This window comes from Bradyrhizobium erythrophlei (assembly GCF_042430365.1).
In the GTDB taxonomy this organism is placed as follows: domain Bacteria; phylum Pseudomonadota; class Alphaproteobacteria; order Rhizobiales; family Xanthobacteraceae; genus Bradyrhizobium; species Bradyrhizobium erythrophlei.
Map to the genome: position 1 here is coordinate 42,644 of NZ_JBHMET010000158.1, position 23,160 is coordinate 65,803.

Consider the following 23,160-nt stretch of genomic DNA (forward strand, 5'->3'; position numbering starts at 1 on the left):
CCTCTCCCCTTGTGGGAGAGGCGGGAGTTTGCCGCGCCAGCCTCGCGCGATCCTTAGTTCAGCATCCCCTGCGCGCCGCGTACCAGCCGGCCCGGCCTTGCGCCGGTCGCCTTGCCGTCGCGCTGGGTGACCACGCCGGAGACAATGGTCGCCTCATAGCCGTCGACCTGCTGCAACAGGCGGCGGCCGCCGACGGGGAGGTCGTAGTGCACCTTCGGCGGGTGCAAATGCAGGCGATCGTAATCGATCACGTTGACGTCGGCCTTGAAGCCGGGCGCGATCACGCCGCGGTCGGTGAGGCCGACGGAGAGCGCGGTCTTGCGCGACTGCGCGGCGACCACGAACGGGATCGAGAGCTTTTCGCCGCGGCTGCGGTCGCGCGTCCAGTGCGTGAGGAGATAGGTCGGGAAGCTCGCGTCGCAGATGATGCCGCAATGCGCGCCGCCGTCGGACAGGCCCGGCACCGCGCTGGGTTCGCGAAGCATCTCACGCACGGCATCGAGATTGCCGTCGGCATAATTCAGGAACGGCACATAGAGCATGCCGCGGCCCTCGTCTGTCAGCATCGCGTCATAGGCGAGTTCTTCCGGCTGCCGGCCCTGGCGGCGCGCCTGCGGGCCGAGCGCGTTTTCCGGCGGCTGCTCATAGTCCGGGGGATTACCCAGCAGATACATCTTGTCGTAGTTCGGCCGGAAGAACAGCGGATCGTCGGTCGCCGTCGCCGTTTCGTTCAGGATGGCCGCGCGCACGTCAGGCCGGCGCAAATGCGTGAGCCGCTCGGCCAGCGGCAGCTTGGCGATCGCGCGGTAGCTTGGATGGGTCTGGAACGGGTTGCGGGACAATTCCAGCCCAAGCAGCAGCCCAACGGGCCGCGCGGCGATCTGGGTCGTGATCGACAGGCCGCGGGCGGCGGCTTCATTGATGGTGTCCATCGTCTGCCGCCAGCGCCGCGGCGCCTTGTCGGCCTGGGCTACGGAAAACGAGATCGGGCATCTGGTATTTTCAGCGACCCGCAGCATCATCGGCAGATCTTCGTGAACGGTGCTCTGGTCGAGCACGAATTGCAGCACGCTGCGGCCGACGCCGTGCATTGCGCCAGCGATCGCGGTCAACTCATCTTCGCCCGCTTTCAGCGTCGGCGTGTAGTCACCGGTCGAGGTGCGGTGGTTGAGCGTGCGCGAGGTCGAGAAACCGAGTGCGCCGGCACGCACCGCATCTCCGGCGAGCGCCGCCATTGCTTTGTTGTCCTCAGGCGTTGCGGGATCGCGACGTGCGCCGCGCTCACCCATCACATAGACGCGCAGCGCCGCGTGCGGCAGTTGTGCGCCGATGTCCATGTCGAAATTGCGCTTCGACAGCCAGTTCATGTAGTCGGGGAAGCTCTCCCATTCCCAGGGAATGCCGGCGCTCAGCACCGGCTCCGGGATGTCCTCGACGCCTTCCATCAGCTGGATCAGCCTGGTGTGGTCGCTCGGCCGGCACGGCGCGAAGCCGACGCCGCAATTGCCCATGATCGCCGTGGTGACGCCGTTCTGCGACGACGGCGTGATGTCGTGGCTCCAGGTCACCTGGCCGTCGTAATGGGTGTGGACGTCGACGAAGCCGGGCGTGACGAGCTTTCCGCGCGCGTCGATCTCGTCCTTGCCCTTGGCGGTGACCTTGCCGACCTCGGTGATGCGGCCACCCGAGATGGCGACATCGGCCTCAAAAAGATCGCCGCCCTTGCCGTCGGCGATATTGCCGCCGCGTATCACGAGGTCAGGGGTCGAGGTCATGGCGCGTCATCCCGTGGCTGCTTTTGTTGCCCCGCATCATGGGCGCCACCCCGACGCTGTCAACCGACGCGGACGGGGCTCAGGAATGCGCCGGCCGCGTTTTCGCGGGGTCCGTGCCGCGCGCGATGCGGGACGGGTACTGGTTCGCGAAGAAAGCGTCAGAGGTGCCAGGGTCTGAACTCATAAATCAGTAGGTGCGGAGGGCTTACGCTTTGGTGCACATTGCGGACTAAGATCCGCACTCTGTGTGAGGTCCCGATTTCTTCCTGACCTTACCGCAGTGAGGCATCTCTCGATCTTGGCTTGCAGCACTACGGCGGCGCACAACTTCACCGCGCGCCCTGCGCGTCAATTGGCGACTAATCCCACTGGATGACTTGGATAGGCCCTGCGATTGTCATAAAATCTTCATACCCAATCCCGATGGAGAAATCATTGAACGCGCGGCAGCCAGTCGTGAGCGAGGCGGGCACGTCTATTGCTGTGCGGCCGGGTGAACATGCCGAAATCGAACTTAAGTTGCTTGCGCAGCAAGGGAGCCTCGAGAAACTGCGCGAGGCGCCATTCATCGCGCAGCATGCGCGCAATCGGGGCGCGTTTCGCCGGCTGGAAACTGTGTACTACGACACATCGGAGCGGCTACTGTTCCAGCATGGCATATCGCTGCGCGTGCGACGCAACGGCAAGCACTTCATTCAGACGCTAAAGCTTCCACCCGATAGCGGGCAGCCTCTGGCGCGACGGGAGTGGGAGGCGCCGGTTAACCACATCACTCCTGATCTGGCGCTGCTTCCAGCCGACGAAGTGGGCGATCCGGTAGCGATGCTGACCAACGATGCGCTGCTGCCGGTTTTCGCGACGAAAGTGCGCCGGCACGCGCGCCAGCTCGATCTGCCCGATGCATCGGTCGAAGTCGCATTCGACGAGGGGACGATCGAGGCCGGTGCGCGCCAGGAAGTTCTGTCCGAGATCGAACTCGAGCTGAAGAGCGGCAATGCCGGCATCCTGTTCGATCTTGGAACGCAGTTGCTCGACGCTGCGCCGCTGAAGGTGGGCGCGCGCAGCAAGGCGGAACGCGGCTATGCGCTCGCATATGACGCCATTCAGCCTGCGGCGAAAGCCGAGTTGCCGGGCATTGCCGCGGAGCATGTGGTCGACGACGTCGTCGCATTGCTGGTGCGCTCCTGCTGGCATCACCTTTTGAAAAATCACGTGGTGGCGGAGCAAGGATCCGACTCCGAAGGCGTGCACCAGATGCGCGTCGCCTTGCGTCGCTTGCGGACGGCCTGTGCGCTGTTCCGGCGCGATATTCCGTCGCCGGCATTTCTGGCGGTCAACAGCGAAGCTAGATGGCTGATGCAGCAACTCGGTCCGGCGCGGGATTGGGACGTTTTCGCCGAAACGACCATCCCCCGCCTCGTCACGGCAGCGCCAGACATCGACCTGGACGGCCTGCGCCAGGCGGCCGAACGGCAGCGCAAGTCGAGCTACAGCGCCTTGCAGACAGTTCTCGCCGATCCCCGTTGCGCCCGCTTCCTGCTCTCGCTGGGACAGTTGGTGGAACGCCGCGGCTGGCGCAACGAGATTGACGGCGAAGCGCTAGCCGTCCTGTCGCAACCGATGCCGACGCTTGCGGACAAAATCCTGGCGCGATTGCATCGCAAGGCGCTGAAGCGTGGCGCGCACTTCAGGCGGCTCAGCGCCGATGTGCAGCACGATCTCAGGATCGACCTCAAGAAGTTGCGCTATGCGGCGGAGTTCTTCTTGCCGCTCTTTGCCACCCACGCGCCGGCGAAGCGCTACGTGAAGCGGCTCGCCAGGCTCCAGGCTAGCCTGGGGCGCGCGCGCGATATCGCAAGCACCCGCATGCTGCTTGATGCCATGCGGCAGGACGACCAGCCTGCGCTTCATCTCGCCATCGGCGCGGTGGCTGGCTGGCAAGCCTGCGATCAGATCGCGGTGGCGAAAACGCTGCGCAGGCGATGGCGGCGGTTCAAGGCGACGCCGGCATTCTGGGACCGGTGAGTTTGACAGCAATGGGCGCCGGCTTCGCCCCTTTTGGAGGTTAGCTCGATACGCCGGTGGCCCGCCGCGCAATCAGGGCATCGGGCTTCGGACCCTTTCGTCCGGCGAAACAGGTCCAGACGATGTGTCGGCTCCAAGGCCGGGCACAGCTGTCTCCTGAACGATCGGAATGTGCGGCACGCTGCTTACCACGACCGGACCGCCGTCGGCGGCGTGGCTCATAAGTGTTTCAAGGAACAGAAAAAACTTCTCAGCAAGCACAGAAGCCTCCCCCAGTTCGGAAGAGTTGGAATCAATTTAGTCCCGCGAGAAGGCAGTCGCCAGTCATTGTGGATTCGAAACTTCAAAAAAAGTGCCCTTTTTCAGCGGCTTGAGGCAGCGCAACGCAAGCAGTTGCGGCATGGGGCTCAGGAATCCGCCCCGAGGGTAGGCTGACCAGTGCGATCACCAGCGCCATTGACAGCGCGGGAGGTCCGGCAAGGGCCAAAGCCCGACCTCCGGGAGCCGCTGTCGGCGCAGAGCCGGCCGGCCGGGATGACGCGCTTCCTTTATCCATCGGTTCCGGCCTGTCGCCGGCCCTACCTCTGATACCAACCGACGAGGATCGCGTCCGCGATCACGTGCTTGCGCGCCTCCCGCTCGATATCACGGCAGGACGCATTGGGCTTTGCCTGAAGATCGTCCGTCGAGAGGGCAAGCAGCCGGAAGTGATAATGATGCCGCCCGTGGCCATGAGGTGGACACGGGCCTCCATAGCCCGACTTCCGAAAATCGTTGACCGCCTGCTTCAGTTTGGCGTTCTGCGCGGCGCTGACTGCAAGTTCCGTTACGACCGGCGGAATATCGTAAACCGCCCAATGACGCCATGTGCCAGCGGGCGCATCAGGATCGTCGCAGAGCAGCACAAAGCTCCGCGTTCCCTCTGGCGCGCCCGACCATTGCAGCGGTGGCGAGGCATTCTCTCCATCACAGGTAAACCGTCGAGGAATTGCGGCGCCGTCCGCGAAGGCGTTTGAAACAAGCTCCATGGATCTCTCCTCAGGCTCCAGGAAACTTCGGTTCGGTTTGACGAATTCTTCCGGACCCGGCCTGTGGCAGCGCGCATCGATTGCCGGCGCGGAACCATTGGATCCTGCGCAATACGGTCCACGTGCCTTGGTGCCTGGCACGGGCGCGATCCGATTCCGGTATTCTAGCTCGATTTTGCCAGGTGCGGAATCCATCGACCCTGCCTAAATACGGAAAATCCCGCGGGCGTTGACCGAAATCATCCTGGTGTACAAGGGGGATGCTACGCGCAGTGCAAGCGAAGTCTCGCCCGGGATGCGTCAAAGGCTCGTTGCAGCAGCATAGTTTGCCATGCGACCCATTTTTCATCCGAGTTTGGTCAACGGTCGCTACGGCGACCCGACGGTTTATGTCGAGACGCTGTTCGAAAAGCGAAGTGTGCTGTTCGATATCGGAGAAATCGCCTCACTGTCCGCGCGGAAGATACGGCGCGTCGACCAGATCTTCGTCTCGCATACGCATATCGATCATTTCGTCGGCTTCGATCATCTGCTCCGTTTGCTCGTCGGACACGAGCAGACAGTGCATCTTTACGGCCCGGTCGGCTTCGCCGAGCGCGTCTTTCACAAGCTGCAGGCCTATCGATGGAATCTGGTCGAAAACTATCCCTGCGAACTTGTTTTTGTTGTGAGCGAACTCGGAACTGAACATTCCATCTCGACCACGTGGTTCCGGCTGAGAAAGGCTTTTGCAGCAGAACCGGCAGTCTCTCGCGAAACATCAGCCGGCATCCTCTGCGATGAACCGACCCATCGGGTGTCAGCCGCGATCCTTGAACACGGCACGCCGTGCCTGGCGTTTGCGCTACAGGAGGCGGCGCATGTCAACGTCTGGAGGAACCGGCTGTTGGAGCGCGGGCTGCCCATCGGCCCCTGGTTGCGCTCGCTCAAGCAGGCGGTTGTCGAGCGTTGCGCGGACGATCATTTGATCCATATCGATGAAGCGGCGACTTCTGATCGCCTCGTCCCACTCGCCAGCCTGCGCGATCTGCTAACGGTCACCACCGGCCAGAAGATTGCCTATGTGACCGATGCTGCCGACACGCCGGCCAATCGCACCGCCATCGTGGCGCTGATTCAGAATGCGGACATCCTGTTCATCGAGGCAGCATTTGCGCATGCCGACGCCGCGTTGGCGAGGGAGCGGGCCCATCTGACCACCACGGCTGCCGGGGAAATCGCGCGGGAAGCCAATGTGCGCCGCGTCGAGCCTTTCCACTTCTCTCCGCGCTATGCGGGAGACGAGGAGCGGATGCTGGCCGAGGTGATGGCGGCGTTCAGGAAGTCTCACGACGGTTAAGAGACTGGAGCGGCACACCATGCCGGAGGAAGGACATTGTCCGACTGGGCATCGGAACTCGGTGCGGGTCTTCCTGTGCGGAGACGTGATGTGCGGCCGCGGCATCGACCAGGTGCTGGCGCACCCCTGCAGCCCCGCAATTTACGAAGATTGCATGCGATCGGCGGAGGGCTACGTGCTGCTCGCCGAGCAAGCGAACGGGCCCATTCCGCGCGGCAACGAATCGTCCTACGTCTGGGGCGCGGCATTGGACCAATTGGCGTGCATGGAGCCGGACGCGCGGATCATCAATCTCGAAACGGCCGTGACCCGCAGCAACGACCGCGCGATCAAGGGCATCAACTACCGCATCAGCCCGGAGAATGCCGAATGTCTCGCGGCAGCCAAGATCGACTGCTGTGTGTTGGCCAACAACCATGTGCTCGATTGGGGCCGCGCCGGTCTGCTGGAGACGCTGGCGACCTTGCAGAAGCTTGGTATAAGAGCGGCCGGCGCAGGCCGCAACGATCGCGAAGCGCGCGCGCCCGCAGCGCTGAACCTTGCCAGCGCCCGGCTCCTGATCTTTTCGTTCGGATCGCCATCGAGCGGCATCCCGTTCGCGTGGGCGGCGAAATCAGATGCTGCGGGCATCAACCTGCTGCCTGACCTGTGCGAGGCGAGCGCGTTCGAGGTCGCCGACCAGGTCAACGCCCTCAGGAGGCCGGACGATCTCATCGTCGTTTCGATCCATTGGGGATCCAATTGGGGATATCGCATTCCCGACGAGCAAAGGATTTTTGCCCGGGCCCTGATCGACAAGGCGGGCGTGTCGATCGTTCACGGGCATTCTTCGCATCATCCGAGAGCGATCGAAGTCTATCGAGGCGGCCTCATTCTCTATGGCTGCGGTGATTTTCTGAACGACTATGAGGGTATCAGCGGTTACGAGCGCTACCGCGACGACCTCGCGGTGATGTATTTCGCCGACCTGGATCCGGTGAACGGAAGCCTCCAAGCTCTCAAACTGGTTCCGCTGCAGATCAAGAACTTTCGCCTCTCCATTCCATCGCCGCGGGACGTCGAATGGGTCCGGCAGGCGCTGGATGAGACCTGTCAGCAGTTCGGAACAAGGGTCATTTTTGATTCCGAACGGCAGCTTGCATTTATCGGGCAGTGGACACCCGGATTGTAGTTTCGCAAGTCTAAGGCCTGCGCTCGGTGACCAGCGTCAGCAGCACGGTCAGCACCATGAACGCGACCGAAGCGCCGAACACCCAATGCGGCATGTGCTGGTCCATGATCCAACCGAACAGCAGCGGGCTCACGATGCCGCCGAAGTTGAAGCCGGTGGAGACGATGCCGAACGCACGGCCGGCGGCGCCGGGCGGGGCGGCATTGCGCACCATCATGTCGCGGGATGGCGCGATCACGCCGCCAAGGAACCCGGCCAGTCCCATTGCGAGCGTGAGCACCACCGAAGGCAGGTTGACCAGTGCAATGAGCAGCACGATGCCGGCATTGACGGCGAAGCAGGCGGCGGCGACCTGACTGTGGCGCTGGGTCCAGTCAGCGAGATAGCCGCCGGCGAGCACGCCCGCAGCGCTGGCACCCAGGAACGCGGTCAGTGCGACATTGGCCGTTGAGAACGAGCTGCCGTAGCCGCTCATCAGCGCGACCACGCCGAAATTGTTGATGCCTGATGTCGACAGGCTCAGCAGCGTGAAGAAGACCGTCAGCACCATGATCGCCGGCGTGATCACGCTGACCTTCGGTGCCGAGTCGTCCTTGGCCTTGCCCTTGTTGGCGCCGGCATCGGGAATGCCGAGCACGATCAGGAACAGCGCCACCAGGGGGCCGACCGCGCCGGCCACGATGAGCGCACCGAAGCCGCCGATCGCAGCGACCAGCGCCGCCATGATCGCAGGCGCCACCGCGCCGCCGAGGAAGCCGGCAAAGGTGTGAATCGAAAAGGCGCGGCCCATCCGCGCCTCGTCCATATGGGCCGACAGGATCGCGTAGTCGGCCGGATGATAGACGCTGTTCGCGAGTCCAAGCAGCACGGCGCTGACGATCAGCGAGGAATAGCTCAAATCCAGGCCGAGGCCGATCAGCGCGCAGCCGCCGATGGAGAGCCCGATCAGGAGGATTATGCGCGCGCCGATATGATCCGCGAGGTAGCCGATCGGCGCCTGCGTCAGGCCGGAGACCACCGCGAACACCGTCAGCGCAAAACCGAGCTCAACATAGCCGACGCCGAGCTGCTGCTTCAGGAACGGGAACAGCATCGGCAGCACAAAGATATGGAAATGGCTGACCCAATGCGCGACCGAGATCCCCGTCAGCGTGCGCAGCGCGCTGTCGGCCTTCGTTTGCTGCGGTGCGGCCAGAACGTCGACCATCGGACCGAAACCCCTGATTTCCAAGCCCGGCAAGGGCCGGCCGAAAATAGAGGCTGGCCGCTAATTGTCCATGAACGCCGCTGCATGGCTGCCCCGGCAGTGGCATGATCTAGGACCCGATGCGGCGCTACCAAATCAGGATGATCCTTGGTTGAATCGATCTCCCCACGGGCTCGCTCTACCTCTCCCGCTTGCGGGGGAGGTCGCTGCGCTCGAAGAGCGCGGCGGGTGGGGGCTATATCCACTCAAAGATTCCGACTCGTGGAGACACCCCCACCCCAACCCTCCCCCGCAAGCGGGAGAGGGGGCGCAGTTCCTTTGCGGTCGCCATTCGACCTCATCTCATCGCGCTATAGCGCAAAGCGGGCATCGGTTTTCCGAAGGGATCATGCCCGATGCCGCAGGCCGGATTGACGCATGTGGCATTAAAGGCGGCGACAACAGGCCGTCGTGCGGCGATGATCGAGCCATGATCGATGCGGCAACGAAGCTCCGGGTGTTGGTGTCGGAGGGGGCGAGCACCTCCGCGCGCGAGGCGATCACGATCCTCGGGCTGGCCGGCCACCACGTCGAGGTTTGCGATCCTTCGCACTGGTGCCTGGCGCGCTACTCGCGCTTCGTGCGCAGGTTCCATCATTGTCCCGGGCTGCGCGCCGATCCGGCCGGCTTCCTTCGTTTCATCGAGCGGCGTCTCGCCGCCGGCCATTTCGATGTTCTGCTGCCGACCCATGAGCAGGGCTTCGTGTTTGCGCGGGCGGCCGAACGCCTTGCCGGCCGCGCCGGCCTGGCATTGCCGGATTTTGCGAGCTACCGCGCCGTGCACAGCAAGGCGGGCTTCAGCCGGCTGCTCGATCGGCTCGGTCTGCCGCAGCCGCCGACCCAGATCGTGACGTCGGCCGATGCGCTGCGCGGCGCGTTGCGTTTCCCCTCCGTCGTCAAGACATCGGTCGGCACCGCCAGCCGCGGCATCTGGTTCGTGCGCGACGAGAGCGATCTCAACCTTGCGCTTTATGAGCTCGAGTCGAGCCGCGGCTTCGATGGCGAGGTGCTGGTGCAGGACCTCATCACCGGCACCACCGAGAAGGCGCAGTCGGTGTTCTCTGGCGGCAGGCTCCTCGGCTTCCACGCCTACCGCCAGGTCGCGCCGGGAGTCGGCGGCGGCGAGGCGATCAAGGAGAGCGTGAGCCGGCCCGCCATACGCGGCTATTTCGAGACGATCGGCGCGCATCTTGGCTGGCACGGCGCGCTGTCGGTCGATGTCATCATGCCGCTCGACAGCACGACGCCACTGTTGATCGACTGCAATCCGCGGCTGGTCGAGCCGATGAACGCCCATTGCGCGGGCACCGACCTGGTCGACCTGCTACTCCGCGTTTCGCTTGGCGAGACGCCTGCCGCGCTGCCCGACAGCCGGGCCGGCGTACGCACGCACCTGGCTATGCAGGCGCTGCTCGGCAGCGCATCGCGCGACGCCACGCGCCGCGACGTGATCCGGGAATGCTGGCGGCTCTGGTCAGGCCGCGAGTCGTATCAGGGCAGCACCGAGGAATTGACGCCCGTCCGCCTCGACCGGCTGAGCGCCGTGCCGTTGGCGATGACGGTCGCCATGCTGCTTGCTTCACCCCAGATCGCGGCGTCGCTGGCGCGCGGCGGTTTTGGCGCGCATCTGCTCGATCGCGAGACCATCAGGACGATCGAGGGTGAGGGATTTTTGCGCGATGCCTCAACGTGTCGTCCCGGCGCAGGCCGGGACCCATAGCCACAGGCGCGTGTTGTGAAGCGAAGTCTGGCCCCGACGTGCCACGCAACGCGCAACGGTGGCTCTGGGTCCCGGCCCCCCGTGCGCAATTGCGCACTAGGCCGGGACGACATGTGGATAAATATCAGCCGCGTCTCACAACGGCTCATCATCATTGCCGTAGCGGTCGCGCTTCGGCGTGGCGATGTCGCCGTCCTCATCGTCGTCGTCATCCTGCGACGGCGGAGGCGGCGGCTTCTTCGATTTGTCCTGATCCGTCTTGGCGCCTTTGCTCTTGCTGCCGGCCTTGCCCATGCGTTTCCCCTGCGAACCCGGTTCGATCGTCGGCTGCGATCTTACCCAATTCGCGGGCGCTTGTAACGCCGGGAGATGACGCGGCGGATCGCCCGGCCGCGTCATCATGAGGCTCCTCAGAACGTCGCGCCGGCCCTGACCGTGTAGGTCCGCCCGGGCAGCGGGTAGGCCGAGAAGCGGCCGGCCGTGAACGAGCTCGCGATGGCGTAGTCGTAGTACAGCGCGTTGAACAAATTGTTCACGCCGACCGACCAGAAGAAGTGGTCATACTGTCCGCTCAGCTTCAGATCGGCGGTGGCATTGCCGGGAATGCGGCTCTGGGTGTTGGCCTGGTCGTTGTCCATGATGCGCGTGCTCCAGGCGCGCACCGTGGCGTCGAACACCAGGTAGTTCTGCCAGATATTCCAGGTGACGCCGAGATTGCCGGTGTAGCGGGACACCAGCGGCACGTCGTCGCCCGCGAACTGTCCCTCGCGGAAGACGGCGCGGGTATAGGCCATGCCGCCGCGCAGGGTCACGGTGTCGCTGACGCGCAGCGAGGCACTGGTCTCGGCGCCGTAGCGGCGGGTCGGATCGAGGTTGACGTTGTAGAACAGGACCGGGTTGAAGTGGATCTCGTTCTGCAGGTCCATCACATAGGCGCTCGTCTGCACCTGAAATTGATTGGTCTTGACGCGGAAGCCGAGCTCGGCGTCCTCCGAGGTCTGGGTCTTGAGCTGGAAGTTCTGTGGCAGCGGAGTGAAGAACGGGTCGAAAGCCGGACCCGATGACACGCGCTCATCGACGTCGGGCGTACGGAACGCACGCGCCGCGCGGCCGAACACCGAGAACGCGTCGGTGAAGCGATGCTCGACGCCGACATGGAGCGCGTATTGCGTCTCGTTGCTGTCAAGCGGGAAGGCTTGGGCACTGCAATTGAAGAACGTGGCGCAATCGGGCGCGTTGGGATTGTAGCGGTCTCGCGCGCTCAGGCTGGTGTTTTGAACTCTTGCGCCATAGGAGAAATCGGTGGTCGGCAGCAGCCCGAGGGTGTGCTGCCAATAGCCGGCCAGCGTCCGTTGCGACAGGTCGTAGGTGTGGCCGGGTGGCAAGCCTTTGAACGCGCCGCGCTCCTGATGGAATGTCGAATCGTAATAATCGATACCGGTCAGGAGCGTCGAAGGCATTCCGAGGACCGCGTTCTTCACGCTCAACCGCGGCGTCAGTGACCAGGTTTGCAAGGACGCGTCGTTATAGGTGGAGAAGAAGCTCGGAAATGGTGACGCAAACGGGACCGGACCGAAGAAGGCGCTCTGCGTGTCCCGCTTCCGGTAACCGCCGTCGACGATGAGGTCGACACCGTTCATCAGGGTCTTGGTGAAGCCGGCGGTGGCGCTGGCGGCCTGCTGGTTGGCGTAGTCGAAGGGCGTGGCAGCGCCTCTGCGATCGGTGGCCAGTTCGTTGAGACCGATCGACGGATCGACCAGCCGGCCGCCGGGGAGGCCCAGTTTCTGATCGCTGCCTGTGACGGTCAGGAACGCGGTGAGGTCGGGCGTGGTGTAGTTGATGTTGCCGACGCCGTTGCGCTGGTCGAGCGCATTGTTGGCGCGATAGCCGTCGGACTTGATGCCGTTGCCATAGAACGACGTCGACCACGGTCCGGAATTGACTGCGGCGGAAACCGCGGCCAGGCGCGAGTTGAACGAGCCGACGCCCGCTTCGGCCTTGATCGCAACCGGTGGTCCGCCGACGCCGGACTTGGTGATGATGTTGACGACGCCGCCGACCGCGTTGTCGCCATAGAGCACGGCGCCGCTGTTGCCGCGGGTGATCTCGATGCGTTCGATCGAGTCGAGCGGGATCGTGGTGAGGTCGAAGCCGGCCTTGTCGATGTCGTTGAGGCGGCGGCCGTTGAGCAGGAAAAGCACGTTGTCGGAGGCGAACGCGCCGAAGCCGCGCAGGTCGACCGAGGTCTTGGCGCCGTTGATCCCGCCAAAGAAGGACTGCAGCTGCACGCCCGGAACCTGTGCGAGGATTTCCGGGAGCGACTGCACCGGCGAATGCGCGATGTCGTCGGCGGTGATCACGGTTGAGGATGCGCCAACGATCCCGGCGAATTGACGCCCGCCGCCAGTCCCGCCCGTGCCAGCGCCTGACGATGTCGCGCCTGTCCCGGTCCCGCTTCCCGTGTTGGTCGTCTGCGTGTTGCCCGGTGCCGGACGAGCCGGCGCAGCGGTCTCCGCATTGGTCGGCCTGGCGCGGGTCAGGTTCTGGTCGCCCGGCTTGGTGATTTCGATCGGAGGTAGCTGCTCGGGCGGCGCCGATTGCGCCAGCGCGCCGCCGACACAGAATGCCGGCGCGAGCACCGTCGATGCGAGCAGAAGCGCATGCCGCCGGCGGATTGAAGCGAAGCAAGACAATGGAGACCTCGGTAGACGTCAGTGGCACGTCACCGCGAACCAAGTCTCACCGTCGTGCGTTCAGCATCAGGTGAAGCTAATGTCTGTACTCCCCGACCGACATCTTCGCGTGTGACCACGGCTGACGGCAGGTCTCCTGGCTCGCGGGTCGTTACCCTTCGTCGCCTTCCCAGGACCGAGGTGCCCAGTGGCCTATGACGAAGGATTCACCGCATACAGTTGCGGGGGCAGCCGCGGCTTGAGGGGCAGTTTCCCCGTACCGCATTCCCTTTTGATCCCAATTTCAGGAACCGTCCCGGCCATCTAGGGTTCGGCCGCGGCCCAAGTCAATCCGGGCCAAACTGGGGCAGGGGCCGAGGGATTGCGCTTTTTGCCGAGGTGTCGCTTGTCTGCCACTGCAATCGCTGTATGAGCATGGCCCGATGAGCGTGCAGGATTTTGCTTTTGCGGCCGAAGTCGCGGCGCGGCGGCGGTTTGGCGCGACCGCGGCGCTGATCGCGCTCGTGGTGCTGCTGGTGCTGATCTCGCTCGGCATCGGGCCGGTGCGGCTGTCGCCGCTCGCGGTGATCGAGGCGCTGTTCGGCGGCGGCAGCGACGTCTCCCAGGTGATCGTGCGCGAGATCCGCCTGCCGCGGACCATCCTGGCGCTCGCGATCGGCGGCATCCTGGGCTTGTCGGGCGCGGCGCTGCAGGGCCTGCTGCGCAATCCGCTGGCCTCGCCGGAGTTGTTCGGCGCGCCGCAATCGGCCGCATTTGGGGCGGTGCTAGTGATCGCACTGGGGCTCGCCGATGTGCGCTCCTACGCGCTGCCGGTCGCGGCGATCATCACTGCCTTCGGCTCCGTATTCGCGTTGCTCGCGATTGCCGGCCGCAACACCGGTCTGTTGATCTTGATTCTCGCCGGGCTCGCGATCTCGAGCTTCGCGGGGGCTGCCACCGCGCTGGTGATGAATCTCTCCAGCAATCCCTTCGTGGTGCTGGAGATTGCGTTCTGGCTGCTCGGCTCGCTGGAGGACCGCAGCTTCCAGCATGTCGCGCTGGCGCTGCCGTTCATCATCGCCGGCGCCGTCATCCTGCTGAGCCAGGCCAGCAGCTTCCGCGCGCTGACGCTCGGCGAGGAGGCGGCGCAAAGCCTCGGCGTCGATGTCGGGCGATTGCGCCTGCTCGTGATCACCGGCGTCGCGCTTGGCGTCGGCGGCGCGGTGGCCGTCACCGGCACGATCGGCTTCATCGGCCTGGTCGCGCCGCATCTGATGCGGCCCCTGGTCGGCCACGACCCGGCACGGCTCTTGGTGCCGAGCGCGCTCGCGGGTTCGGCGCTGCTGCTGGCCGCCGACATCGCGGTGCGCGTCATTCCCTCGACCTCGGATATCAAGGTCGGCGTGCTGACCTCGATCATCGGCGTGCCATTCTTCCTCAACCTGATCCTGCGCGAACGCCGCGCGCTCGGCGGAGGGGTCGCATGACGCTGCTGTCGGCAACCAACCTCAACGCATCGCTCGGCAGCCGCAAGGTGCTGCATGACATCTCGCTGTCGCTGTCACCGGGCCATCTGGTCGCTTTGGTTGGGCCGAATGGCGCCGGCAAAACCACGCTGCTGCGGGCGCTGGCCGGATTGATTCCGTCTGATGGCACGATCCAGATCGGCGGCGAAAAGCTGTCGTCGCTGTCGCTGCGCGAACGCGCAAAACGCTTTGCCTATCTGCCGCAGGGGCACATGGTGCATTGGCCGCTGCCGGCGCGCGACATCGTCGCGCTCGGCCGCTATCCGCATGGCGCGACCGATCCGGCGCGGCTGTCGCCGAAGGATATGGAGGCGGTGCTGCGGGCGATGCAGGCGGTCGACGTCGTTGCCTTTAGCGACCGCCGCGTCACCGAGCTCTCCGGCGGCGAACGCAGCCGCGTCGCGCTGGCGCGCGTGCTGGCGGTGGAAGCGCCTGTGATCCTCGCCGACGAGCCGACCGCCTCGCTCGACCCGCGTCACCAGATCGACGTGATGCAGAATCTTCGCGTGGTCGCCGACAAGGGCGTGCTCGTCATCGTGGTGACCCACGATCTCGGACTTGCCGCACGCTTCGCCGACCACGTGCTGGTGCTCAGCGAAGGCCGGCTGGCGTCGCAGGGCGCGCCGCTGGAGGCGCTGTCCGAGGTGGTGATGGCCAACGTGTTCCGGATCAGCGCCTACCGTGCCGAGTATCAGGGTGAGGCGGTGATCGTGCCCTGGGCGGATGTGTGATGCGTGCGCTGCGCCGCAAGGTCGCTTCACCTCTCCCGCTTGCGGGGGAGGTCGCATCGCATCAAAGATGCGATGCGGGTGGGGGCTCTCTCCACAATGCGATTCGCGGAGAGAGCCCCCACCCCAGCCCTCCCCCGCAAGCGGGAGAGGGGGCGCAGTTTCTTAGCGGCCGGCACTTCGTCACATCTGTTCACGCACTACTGCTTGCAGTTCTGATCTGGACGCTGTCCTGCAGCGCGTCGCTTGCCGTCGGGCCACGGATCGTCTCGATGAATGTTTGCAGCGACCAGTTGCTGCTCACGCTCGCCGATCCCGACCAGATCCTCGGCCTCAGCCGCTTCTCGCGCGACGACTGGCAGTCCTGGGCGGCAGGCGAAGCGCGGCGCTATCCGATCCTCTCCGGCGGCGCCGAGGACGTGCTCTTGCTGAAGCCCGACATCGTCGTGGCGAGCCTGTTCGACAAGCGCACCACGCGCGACCTCTTGAAGGCGAAAGGACTGCATCTCGTCGAGTTCACGGTGCCGCGCACGCTGGACGAGGTGAAGGACCAGACCCGCGCGATGGGTGATGTCGTTGAGCATCCGGAGCGCGCGACGGCCGAGATCGCGCGCCTCGATGCCGCGATCGCGCTGGCGCGGGCAACCGCAACCGGGCGTCATTATCGCGTGCTGCCACTGGCGCGGCGCGGCTTTGTGTCCGGCGACGACAGCCTGGTCAATTCGCTGCTGTCGGAGGCGGGCCTCGTCAATGCCGCCGGCGAGCTCGGCTTCAGTGCCGGCGGCTTCGCCTCGCTGGAGGCGATCGTGAAACTGCGGCCGGATTTCATCCTGGTGTCGGAAGCGGGCGACCGCGCCGAGGACGATGGCCGTGCCTTCCTGCTGCATCCCGCGCTCGCGCGCTTCTATCCGCCCGGCAAGCGCCTCGTGGTGCCGGAACGGCTCACCGTGTGCGGCGGCGTGATGCTGGCGGAGGCGCTGGACCGGCTGACCGCGGAATTGCAGCGGGTGACGCAGTGAAGTCGTAGCCCGGATGGAGCGAAGCGAAATCCGGGATTGTACCGCGTCGGCGGTGGCCCCGGATTTCGCTTCGCTCCATCCGGGCTACAAATTCACCCGTGCATGACCGGCCCGCCGGCCTTCTTCCAGGCGTCGATGCCGCCTTCGATATGCGCCGTGTTCTCAAGCCCCGCCTTCTTCGCGGCGGCCACCGCCATCGCCGAGCGCTCGCCGAAGGCGCAGAAGAACACCACGCGGCGGCCGGTTGCGGCCGCGACCTCGCGCAGCATGCCGCCGGGCTGCAGGCTCTCGCCGATCGAGGGATAGGGCGCATGCAACGCGCCGGCGAGCATGCCGTGCTTGATCCGCTCGCCGGTCTCGCGCAGGTCGACCAGCAGGATGTCCGGCCGGCCGAGACTTGCGATGGCGTCGCACGCGGTCAGCGCGAGGCCCTGCTTGGTGAGCTCGTCCTGGTGCAGGCCGACATGCATGTTGGCAGGCACGGCGACATCCATCATTTTCGGGTTCGGCAGATGGAGATTGTTCATCAGCTCGACATAGTCGTCGACCGATTTCACCTGCAGGCGCGGATTATAGCGCTTCTCCTCGCCGATGGTGGAGACGGTGTCGCCCTTGTAGTCATGGGCGGGGAACACCATGGTCTCGTCGGGTAGCTTGAGCAGCCGATTGAAGATCGACTCGTATTGCGCCCGCGCGCTGCCGTTCTGGAAATCGGTGCGGCCGGTGCCGCGGATCAACAGCGTGTCGCCGGTGAAGACGCGATCGCCCATCAAATAGCTGTAGGAATCGTCGGTGTGGCCGGGCGTGTACATCGCCTCCAGGCACAGGCCCTCGATCGTGACCCTGTCGCCGTCGGAGACGCGCATCGACACCACGTCGGCCTTGCTCTGCTCGCCCATGATGGTGATGCATTGCGTGCGGTCGCGCAGCTCGCCGAGGCCGGTGACGTGGTCGGCGTGCAGATGCGTGTCGACCGCCTTGACCAGGCGCAGGTCAAGCTCCTGCAGGAGCTTGCAGTAGCGGTCGGCCTTCTCCAGCACAGGATCGAGGATCAGCGCCTCGCCGCCAGCGCGGCTCGCGAGCAGATAGCTATAGGTGCCGGAAACGCTGTCGAAGAGCTGACGAAAGATCATGACGGCTGACCTATTCCCCGGATTGAGTCTTGTGGAGGAGATTATTCCATAGGTAGGGTCCGTTCAAAGCAAAACCATCCCCGCCACCTCAGCGCGACGGCGAAGCCATTGCGCTGAGGTGACGGGGTTGGAGCCGGGATGATTGTGGGAAGGAGCGAACCCCTACGGCCGGACGTAGCTCCAGCCCTGCTCCTGCAATTCCATCAGTCGCACCACGCCTGATGGTACGATGATGACGTCAGACACCATGGGAATCTCGTGGCCCTCGGCCTTCTCCATGGCCTGCTTGGTGTTGTTGCAGACGGAAAACTGCACCTTGCCGGCGGTGGCCATGGTCTTCAGTTGCTGGATACGGTCCCGCACGGGCGATGTATCGGCGCGCAGCATGTGCACGCCGGGGCCGTAGGTGATGATGTCGATGTCCACGTCCTCGTTCCTGGCGCGGTAATATTCGATCAGGTGGGTGGCATTGTTGAGCGCCATGTTCATGACCCGCGAATCGTACTGGTCGACATGGATCGCGATGCGGTGCGGCTTGTCGCCGGCGAAGGCGCTCGTGGCGAGCGCGATCGAGACGGCAGCGGCGGCGGCAAGACGGCGCAGCATTTCAGCGTCCTCGATGAGAGCTATGGCCTCACCAGCGTGTAGCCATTCTCCGTCAGCAGCAGAATCTGGGCGACGCCGACCTGCACGGGTGTGGCCGCGGCGATGTAGTCTGGCCGCTTGCTGGTATCCCGCTCGATCGTGTCGACGGTGTTGAGACAGATATCAACCCGCGCGCCCTGCGCAACCAGGCTCTCGATCAACTTGCGATTAGGGTTATCGGGCTTGAGCAGCTCGATGCCGGGGCCGAAGGCGACGATCTCGACCGCGACCTTGTCGGGGTCGTAATGCTTCATCAGATTGCTGGCGACGCTGATGACGAGGCCTTGCTTCCTCGGATCGTTGTCGGAGAGCTGCAGCACGACCTTGTGCTCGGCGAACGGCTTGTCCTGCAGCGGTGCGAGCTGGGCTGTGGCAGGTGCCGCGAGCGCGATCAACGCAGCGACGCAAGCAACGAAGAAACCTGCGCGCCGCATCGTCACAGCCCTGCAATGCCCGGATTGTCCTCGACGCCCTTCAGCGTCACGCCCGGCGCGTCCCGGTTCGGCGGACGTCCCGCGCGCAGATGTTTGGCGACGACGTCCCAGACCGGCGCGCCGTTCTGCTCGTTGACCGACGCCCAGCCGGCGACCTTGTAGGACTTGTTGGCTTCGAGATGGCGGCCGTTCGCGAGCTTGAGCTCGGAGATGCGCTTGCCTACCGTTTCCGCCGGCGTGCAGGTGTAGGCGAGGCCGCCGACGCGGACCATGTCGCCGCCCTGCTGGTAGTAGGGGTCGGTGTTGAAGAGGTTGTCGCAGACGTCTTCGAGCACGTCCTTGATCTGGCCGCCGGTCATGGTCGCGACGTAGGTCTCGGGATAGCTGATCGCGGTTTCCGACAGCACGTCTTCCATGGTCAGCGGCTGTCCGGCGAGCGTGGTGAGGCCCCAGCGGAAGCCGGGCGAGAGCGCGATCTCGGCGTTGAGCTCGTGGAGCAGCGCGTCGCAGATCAATTGATCGACCGTGCCGGAGAAATTGCCGCGGCGATAGAGCAGGCGGTCGGCCGAGGCGAGCTTGTCGCTCCACTCGCCGACATGCGGCTCGCGCATCTTGTCGATCAGGACCTGCATCGCCGGATCGGGCTTCAACAGCTCAGAGAACACCGGCAGCAGCCGGTAGCGCACATTGGCGACCTTGCCCTTGCCGAGATCGAGGTCGAGCACGCCGAGGAATTTTCCGTTCGAGCCCGCATTGGTCACCAGCGTGACGCCGCCGGCATTGGTCACGGTGATCGGCAGCGGGATCGCATCATGGGTGTGGCCACCGAGGATGACGTCGATGCCGGTGACGCGGCTTGCGAGCTTGAGGTCGACGTCCATGCCGTTGTGCGACAGCAGGATCACGGCATCGACCTTGTCGTTGCTGCGATGGCCGTCGACGAGCTTCTGCAGCTCCTCGTCGCGGATGCCGAATGTCCAGTCCGGCGTGAAGCGCTTCGGATGCGCGATCGGCACATAGGGAAAGGCCTGGCCGATCACCGCGATGCGATGGCCGCCGATCTCCTTGATGACAGACGGCTTGAACACGCGGCCCGAGGCCGGATCGAACGCCCTGGCGTCGTTGAAGGCGGCTTCCTCGGTCAGGAACACGTTCTGCGCCAGGAACTCGCCCTTGAAGCGCGCGAGATTGTCGCGCAGCGCGTTCTCGCCATAGGTGAATTCCCAATGGCCGGTCATCGCCTCGATGCCGAGCAGGTTGGCGGCCTCCACCATGTCGGCGCCCTTCATGGCGTTGGCAAGCGCGGTGCCCTGCCAGAGGTCGCCACCGTCGAGCAGCAATGAGCGGCCGGTGCCGACATCGTTGCGCAGGCGATCGACCAACGTCTTCAGATGCGCGAAGCCGCCGAGCCTGCCGAAGCGGGCGGCCGCCTTCTCGAACTCGACAAAGGTGAACGCATAGGCGTCGGCGCTGTCGGGGCGGATGCCGAAGCGGTCGAGGAAGGCCTTGCCGACCAGGTGCGGCGGCTGGCCCGCCATCGCGCCGATGCCGAGATTGACGCTGGGCTCGCGGAAGAACACCGGCCGGAGCTGGGCGTGCGTATCGGTGATGTGCAGGATGCGCGCATTGCCGAAGCGCTCGAGATCGTAGACACCCGATGTCTCGCCGCCGCGCGCAAGGCGCGGCAGGCCGGCCGTCAACGATACAGCGGCCCCAGCTTTCAGAAAATCCCGGCGGCGGATGGTCATAACGTCACCTCTCCCGCTTGCGGGGGAGGTCGTAGCGCATCGGCAGATGCGCTACGGGTGGGGGCTCTCTCCACACGGTCTTCTTCGCGGAGGCACCCCCACCCCAGCCCTCCCCCGCAAGCGGGAGAGGGAGCGCTGTGCCTTCGCGGTTCGACCTCATCTCAAACTCTCTAACGAACTTCCAGATCCTTCCAGCGTTCCTTCTCGCTGGTGGCCTGGAAGATCGATGCCCTTGCCAGCGCCTCGGCTTCCCTGGCCTGCGCCACGGCGGTGTCGAAATCGCCGGCGTCGCCGGCCTTTTTCGCGGCGGCGAGCGTCGCGGCCGTCGTAGTCCACTGGTTGCGCAGGCTGCCGGCTTCCTTGTTCGCGGTCTCAGCCGCGGCATAGGCCGCCTTGTAGTCGGCTTCAGAGGCGGCCAACGCTGCGCCCGCGCTCGCGAGCAGCAGCAGCGATGCAGCGAACGCTCTGGTCATGGCCGCGCTCATGGTCGTGCTCCCGGACCCGAGATCGGCAGGCCATTGCTGACATAGGACAAATAATATTCGAGGTTGCGGTACTCGTCGTCCTGCGGGTTGAGCGGCACGCCGCGGATCTGGCTGTTGCAGGTGGTGAAGCGTCGGCTGGTTGTACCCATGCCGTTCCATTCCGAACGGTAGATCGGCATCGCGTTGAGGATGCCCAGCGCCGGCGCCAGCACCTCGGCGCGGATGCGCTCGCCCGGGCTCTGGATGTGGCAGGTCGCGCAGGAGAAATTGAGCTGGCCGCGGCGGGTGTAGAAATACTCCTTGCCCTTTTGATAGGCCTCGAGCGCCCGCGGGTCGTTCGGGATCTTGATGTCCATCGGCTTGCCGCGCGAGGTAAAGGCCATGTAGGCGGTGAGCGCCGCCATCTCGTCCTTCAGATAGGAGAACGGCGCCTCGCCATTGGCCTCGCGGCAGCGGTTCAGCGCGAGCTCCAGCGTGATGACCTTGCCTTCCTTCTCGTCAAAATAGGGATAGTTCTGGCGGATGCCGATGCCCTTGTTCGGGAAGCAGTCCTCATAGGTCTTGCCGTTCTTGAACGGCGTGGTGAACATCTCCTTGCCGTTCTCGAGCGAGAACTCGTAGGGCGGAAACTGCTCCTTCTCCTCCCACTGCCGGTGCAGGTCGGCGTCCATCGAGTAGGGGCCGTTGACGAAATCCTCAGGCTTCAGCTTGGGGAATTTGCCGGTGAAGTACTTCTGGAACGCCTTCGCGTCGGCCACCGGATCGACGCTGTCGACCGCACGGGCCGACGGCGCGAGTGCCAGCACGCTCAGCGCGACCACCGCCGCCGCGGCATGGATTGCGGACCGCAGCATCATTGAATCTTCGCCGTGGTGGTGTCGGTCGCGCCCTTGTTGTCGACCCAACTGACCTTCAGATCGTCGCCCTTCTTGCCGCCCTTGAAGGCGAATTTCACATAGGGGTCCTTGGAGACGCCGCCGCCCCAGTCGGCGACGAACACCGCCTTGCCGTCATATTCGAAGGTCAGTTGCTGGATGAAATGCGGCGGAATCGTCTCGCCCTTGGCGTCCTTGACGAAGCCGGAATCCATCGGATGCTGGATCAGCGCCTGCACCTCGGTGGTGTCACCGTTCGATGTGGCGCGCACGCGAATGCTCGAAGCCATCTGACTATTCCTCGATATTTGAAGCGGCCCATCCGCAGGGTCTTTTCACCTCTCCCGCTTGCGGGGGAGGTCGTATCGCATCGCCAGATGCGATACGGGTGGGGGCTCTCTCCACACGAAGAGTGTCGATCGCGGCGAAACCCCCACCCCGACCCTCCCCCGCAAGCGGGAGAGGGGGAGCAGCGAATTCGCGGTTCGGATCGAATCTCATCATGTTCAGCCGCCGCAGCCGCCGACGGTGACTTTGACTTCCTTGGTGGCGCTGTAGAGCTTGCCGCCGGCCTCGACGATCACGGTGATATTGCTGGTCTTCGCCATTTTGATGCGGTTGGCGACACCAGGCAGCGTGCCGGCCGGGATCTTGTAGGATGCCACCAGCGCGATCGGGTTCTCGCTGACCAGGAACGAGATCGAGCTGACATCGGCAAGGGTCGTGGTGGCCGAGACCGGCACCACCGCGCCGTTCTCGGCGATCTCGGGCGCATCCATCTTCACCTTGTCCGAGGGCTCGGCGCTCCGGCCGTAAAGCGCCTTGATCGCATCGGCCTCGTTTTTCTGCTTGAACGCCTCTTCCGGATATTTGTCGTTCGCGGCGGCAAGCGCCTGCGGCACGTCGAAGGGAACGACGCCGAAGCCGATCAGGGCGGCAACGCCTGCGCCCTTCAGCAGCAGCCGGCGCGTCGCCGAAATCTCATGGTCCGTGATGCTCATCTGACAATCTCCCAATGCTCGCGCCGTGCCGTCACAGCGTCAGCAGGAAATCCACCACCGCGTTGATCTCCTGCTCGGACAGGATCCGGTTTCGTCCGAACGGAGGCATCACGGTCTGCGGGTTGCGCTTGGTTTCATCCGATACGATCGCGATCAGATCGTCGCGGCTGTACTTTCCCTTGAGGCCGACCAGCTCCGGGCCGATCGTGCCGGGCAGGTCGCCGCCCTTGATGACATGGCAGGTCAGGCAGTTGCCCTTGCCGCGATCGAAGGCGAGTTTCTGGCCTTCCGCGGCGGATTGGGCCTGCGCGGGCTCGGCCAGCGCGGCGCCCGCCAGCAGCGCCAGAACGAGGGCTGGCTTGGAGAAATTGGCGATCAAAGGCGTTTTCCGGACTTAAATCTCGATGATCCCGTTGGAATATAGGAAGTGAAAAGCACAAAGGCCATCGGCTGGCAATCTGGAGAATACGCGCGGTGGCGAGGGCGGTTAACGCTCTTTCGGATTGGACGCGCGGAAAAATTAGACCCGTCACCCTGAGAGCTTGTGATGCTTTCGGGTTCCTGTGGAGCTTTGGAGCAGGGTGGCGCTG

General features: G+C 64.6%; 21 protein-coding genes and 1 riboswitch. Of the genes, 7 read left to right on the forward strand and 14 right to left on the reverse strand.

Features of this window, described 5'->3' with window-relative positions; genetic code table 11:
• Nucleotides 1–53 precede the first annotated feature (53 nt).
• Nucleotides 54–1,775 carry an N-acyl-D-amino-acid deacylase family protein gene (locus tag ACFFWD_RS24790; protein WP_376969494.1) on the reverse strand — a complete coding sequence of 574 codons (1,722 nt, stop codon included), beginning with the start codon at nt 1,773–1,775 and terminating at the stop codon, nt 54–56.
• 435 nt (nt 1,776–2,210) lie between these two features.
• On the opposite strand from ACFFWD_RS24790, the gene ACFFWD_RS24795 reads away from it, so the two are divergent.
• Nucleotides 2,211–3,800: a CYTH and CHAD domain-containing protein gene (locus tag ACFFWD_RS24795; RefSeq protein WP_376969496.1), complete on the forward strand. Its 1,590-nt coding sequence runs from the start codon at nt 2,211–2,213 to the stop codon at nt 3,798–3,800.
• A 578-nt stretch (nt 3,801–4,378) separates the two neighbouring features.
• Here ACFFWD_RS24795 and ACFFWD_RS24800 read toward each other — a convergent pair.
• Complete coding sequence (locus ACFFWD_RS24800; RefSeq protein ID WP_376969498.1) at nt 4,379–4,828, reverse strand: YbhB/YbcL family Raf kinase inhibitor-like protein; 450 nt, start codon at nt 4,826–4,828, stop codon at nt 4,379–4,381.
• 331 nt (nt 4,829–5,159) lie between these two features.
• On the opposite strand from ACFFWD_RS24800, the gene ACFFWD_RS24805 reads away from it, so the two are divergent.
• Nucleotides 5,160–6,167: a ribonuclease Z gene (locus tag ACFFWD_RS24805; RefSeq protein ID WP_376969500.1), complete on the forward strand. Its 1,008-nt coding sequence runs from the start codon at nt 5,160–5,162 to the stop codon at nt 6,165–6,167.
• Nucleotides 6,168–6,186: 19 nt separating this feature from the next.
• Nucleotides 6,187–7,338, forward strand: coding sequence for a CapA family protein (locus tag ACFFWD_RS24810; RefSeq protein WP_376969502.1), 1,152 nt, complete (start codon nt 6,187–6,189; stop codon nt 7,336–7,338).
• A 10-nt stretch (nt 7,339–7,348) separates the two neighbouring features.
• Here ACFFWD_RS24810 and ACFFWD_RS24815 read toward each other — a convergent pair whose 3' ends face one another.
• A complete protein-coding gene (locus ACFFWD_RS24815; RefSeq protein ID WP_376969504.1) occupies nt 7,349–8,545 on the reverse strand; it encodes an MFS transporter in 1,197 nt (398 codons plus the stop codon).
• 469 nt (nt 8,546–9,014) lie between these two features.
• On the opposite strand from ACFFWD_RS24815, the gene ACFFWD_RS24820 reads away from it, so the two are divergent.
• A complete protein-coding gene (locus ACFFWD_RS24820) occupies nt 9,015–10,304 on the forward strand; it encodes a hypothetical protein (RefSeq protein WP_376969506.1) in 1,290 nt (429 codons plus the stop codon).
• Between the two features lie 135 nt (nt 10,305–10,439).
• Here ACFFWD_RS24820 and ACFFWD_RS24825 read toward each other — a convergent pair whose 3' ends face one another.
• Both ACFFWD_RS24825 and ACFFWD_RS24830 read right to left on the reverse strand, forming a co-directional pair.
• Nucleotides 10,440–10,703 carry a hypothetical protein gene (locus tag ACFFWD_RS24825; protein WP_376969535.1) on the reverse strand — a complete coding sequence of 88 codons (264 nt, stop codon included), beginning with the start codon at nt 10,701–10,703 and terminating at the stop codon, nt 10,440–10,442.
• An 11-nt stretch (nt 10,704–10,714) separates the two neighbouring features.
• Nucleotides 10,715–12,997, reverse strand: a complete 2,283-nt coding sequence (locus ACFFWD_RS24830; RefSeq protein WP_376969508.1) for a TonB-dependent receptor — start codon at nt 12,995–12,997, stop codon at nt 10,715–10,717.
• 109 nt (nt 12,998–13,106) lie between these two features.
• Nucleotides 13,107–13,305, reverse strand: a riboswitch (cobalamin riboswitch).
• A 114-nt stretch (nt 13,306–13,419) separates the two neighbouring features.
• Here ACFFWD_RS24830 and ACFFWD_RS24835 point away from each other — a divergent pair.
• The 3 genes from ACFFWD_RS24835 to ACFFWD_RS24845 all read left to right on the forward strand — a co-directional run bounded on the left by ACFFWD_RS24835 (nt 13,420) and on the right by ACFFWD_RS24845 (nt 16,249).
• Nucleotides 13,420–14,463, forward strand: coding sequence for a FecCD family ABC transporter permease (locus ACFFWD_RS24835; RefSeq protein ID WP_376969510.1), 1,044 nt, complete (start codon nt 13,420–13,422; stop codon nt 14,461–14,463).
• Nucleotides 14,460–15,233 carry an ABC transporter ATP-binding protein gene (locus ACFFWD_RS24840; RefSeq protein ID WP_376969512.1) on the forward strand — a complete coding sequence of 258 codons (774 nt, stop codon included), beginning with the start codon at nt 14,460–14,462 and terminating at the stop codon, nt 15,231–15,233. The genes ACFFWD_RS24835 and ACFFWD_RS24840 overlap by 4 nt, the downstream gene beginning before the upstream one ends.
• Nucleotides 15,234–15,433: 200 nt before the next feature.
• Nucleotides 15,434–16,249, forward strand: a complete 816-nt coding sequence (locus ACFFWD_RS24845; protein ID WP_376969531.1) for an ABC transporter substrate-binding protein — start codon at nt 15,434–15,436, stop codon at nt 16,247–16,249.
• A 92-nt stretch (nt 16,250–16,341) separates the two neighbouring features.
• On the opposite strand, the gene ACFFWD_RS24850 is transcribed toward ACFFWD_RS24845, so the two are convergent.
• From ACFFWD_RS24850 to soxX, 9 genes are all read right to left on the reverse strand, one after another.
• Nucleotides 16,342–17,382 carry an MBL fold metallo-hydrolase gene (locus ACFFWD_RS24850; RefSeq protein ID WP_376969514.1) on the reverse strand — a complete coding sequence of 347 codons (1,041 nt, stop codon included), beginning with the start codon at nt 17,380–17,382 and terminating at the stop codon, nt 16,342–16,344.
• A gap of 162 nt (nt 17,383–17,544) precedes the next feature.
• Nucleotides 17,545–17,988: a DsrE family protein gene (locus ACFFWD_RS24855; RefSeq protein WP_376969516.1), complete on the reverse strand. Its 444-nt coding sequence runs from the start codon at nt 17,986–17,988 to the stop codon at nt 17,545–17,547.
• 20 nt (nt 17,989–18,008) lie between these two features.
• Complete coding sequence (locus ACFFWD_RS24860; RefSeq protein ID WP_376969518.1) at nt 18,009–18,461, reverse strand: DsrE family protein; 453 nt, start codon at nt 18,459–18,461, stop codon at nt 18,009–18,011.
• A gap of 2 nt (nt 18,462–18,463) precedes the next feature.
• Nucleotides 18,464–20,209 carry a thiosulfohydrolase SoxB gene (soxB, locus tag ACFFWD_RS24865; RefSeq protein WP_376969520.1) on the reverse strand — a complete coding sequence of 582 codons (1,746 nt, stop codon included), beginning with the start codon at nt 20,207–20,209 and terminating at the stop codon, nt 18,464–18,466.
• Nucleotides 20,210–20,379: 170 nt separating this feature from the next.
• Nucleotides 20,380–20,694, reverse strand: a complete 315-nt coding sequence (locus ACFFWD_RS24870; RefSeq protein WP_376969521.1) for a hypothetical protein — start codon at nt 20,692–20,694, stop codon at nt 20,380–20,382.
• Nucleotides 20,691–21,551: a sulfur oxidation c-type cytochrome SoxA gene (soxA, locus tag ACFFWD_RS24875; protein WP_376969523.1), complete on the reverse strand. Its 861-nt coding sequence runs from the start codon at nt 21,549–21,551 to the stop codon at nt 20,691–20,693. The genes ACFFWD_RS24870 and soxA overlap by 4 nt, the downstream gene beginning before the upstream one ends.
• Nucleotides 21,548–21,859: a thiosulfate oxidation carrier complex protein SoxZ gene (gene soxZ / locus ACFFWD_RS24880; protein WP_376969525.1), complete on the reverse strand. Its 312-nt coding sequence runs from the start codon at nt 21,857–21,859 to the stop codon at nt 21,548–21,550. Before soxZ ends, soxA begins: the two co-directional genes overlap by 4 nt.
• 216 nt (nt 21,860–22,075) lie before the next feature.
• A complete protein-coding gene (soxY, locus tag ACFFWD_RS24885; RefSeq protein ID WP_376969527.1) occupies nt 22,076–22,570 on the reverse strand; it encodes a thiosulfate oxidation carrier protein SoxY in 495 nt (164 codons plus the stop codon).
• A gap of 31 nt (nt 22,571–22,601) precedes the next feature.
• Nucleotides 22,602–22,916 (reverse strand): sulfur oxidation c-type cytochrome SoxX, encoded by a 315-nt coding sequence (gene soxX, locus ACFFWD_RS24890; protein ID WP_376969533.1) that lies wholly within the window; start codon nt 22,914–22,916, stop codon nt 22,602–22,604.
• Nucleotides 22,917–23,160 lie beyond the last annotated feature (244 nt).

Coding starts and splice junctions, on each gene's coding strand:
- ACFFWD_RS24790 (WP_376969494.1), bottom strand. CDS start 1,775: ATGACCTCGACCCCTGACCTCGTGATACGCGGCGGCAATATCGCCGAC.
- ACFFWD_RS24800 (WP_376969498.1), bottom strand. CDS start 4,828: ATGGAGCTTGTTTCAAACGCCTTCGCGGACGGCGCCGCAATTCCTCGA.
- ACFFWD_RS24805 (WP_376969500.1), top strand. CDS start 5,160: ATGCGACCCATTTTTCATCCGAGTTTGGTCAACGGTCGCTACGGCGAC.
- ACFFWD_RS24810 (WP_376969502.1), top strand. CDS start 6,187: ATGCCGGAGGAAGGACATTGTCCGACTGGGCATCGGAACTCGGTGCGG.
- ACFFWD_RS24815 (WP_376969504.1), bottom strand. CDS start 8,545: ATGGTCGACGTTCTGGCCGCACCGCAGCAAACGAAGGCCGACAGCGCG.
- ACFFWD_RS24820 (WP_376969506.1), top strand. CDS start 9,015: ATGATCGATGCGGCAACGAAGCTCCGGGTGTTGGTGTCGGAGGGGGCG.
- ACFFWD_RS24825 (WP_376969535.1), bottom strand. CDS start 10,703: ATGACGCGGCCGGGCGATCCGCCGCGTCATCTCCCGGCGTTACAAGCG.
- ACFFWD_RS24835 (WP_376969510.1), top strand. CDS start 13,420: ATGAGCGTGCAGGATTTTGCTTTTGCGGCCGAAGTCGCGGCGCGGCGG.
- ACFFWD_RS24840 (WP_376969512.1), top strand. CDS start 14,460: ATGACGCTGCTGTCGGCAACCAACCTCAACGCATCGCTCGGCAGCCGC.
- ACFFWD_RS24850 (WP_376969514.1), bottom strand. CDS start 17,382: ATGATCTTTCGTCAGCTCTTCGACAGCGTTTCCGGCACCTATAGCTAT.
- ACFFWD_RS24855 (WP_376969516.1), bottom strand. CDS start 17,988: ATGCTGCGCCGTCTTGCCGCCGCCGCTGCCGTCTCGATCGCGCTCGCC.
- ACFFWD_RS24860 (WP_376969518.1), bottom strand. CDS start 18,461: ATGCGGCGCGCAGGTTTCTTCGTTGCTTGCGTCGCTGCGTTGATCGCG.
- soxB (WP_376969520.1), bottom strand. CDS start 20,209: ATGACCATCCGCCGCCGGGATTTTCTGAAAGCTGGGGCCGCTGTATCG.
- ACFFWD_RS24870 (WP_376969521.1), bottom strand. CDS start 20,694: ATGAGCGCGGCCATGACCAGAGCGTTCGCTGCATCGCTGCTGCTGCTC.
- soxA (WP_376969523.1), bottom strand. CDS start 21,551: ATGATGCTGCGGTCCGCAATCCATGCCGCGGCGGCGGTGGTCGCGCTG.
- soxZ (WP_376969525.1), bottom strand. CDS start 21,859: ATGGCTTCGAGCATTCGCGTGCGCGCCACATCGAACGGTGACACCACC.
- soxY (WP_376969527.1), bottom strand. CDS start 22,570: ATGAGCATCACGGACCATGAGATTTCGGCGACGCGCCGGCTGCTGCTG.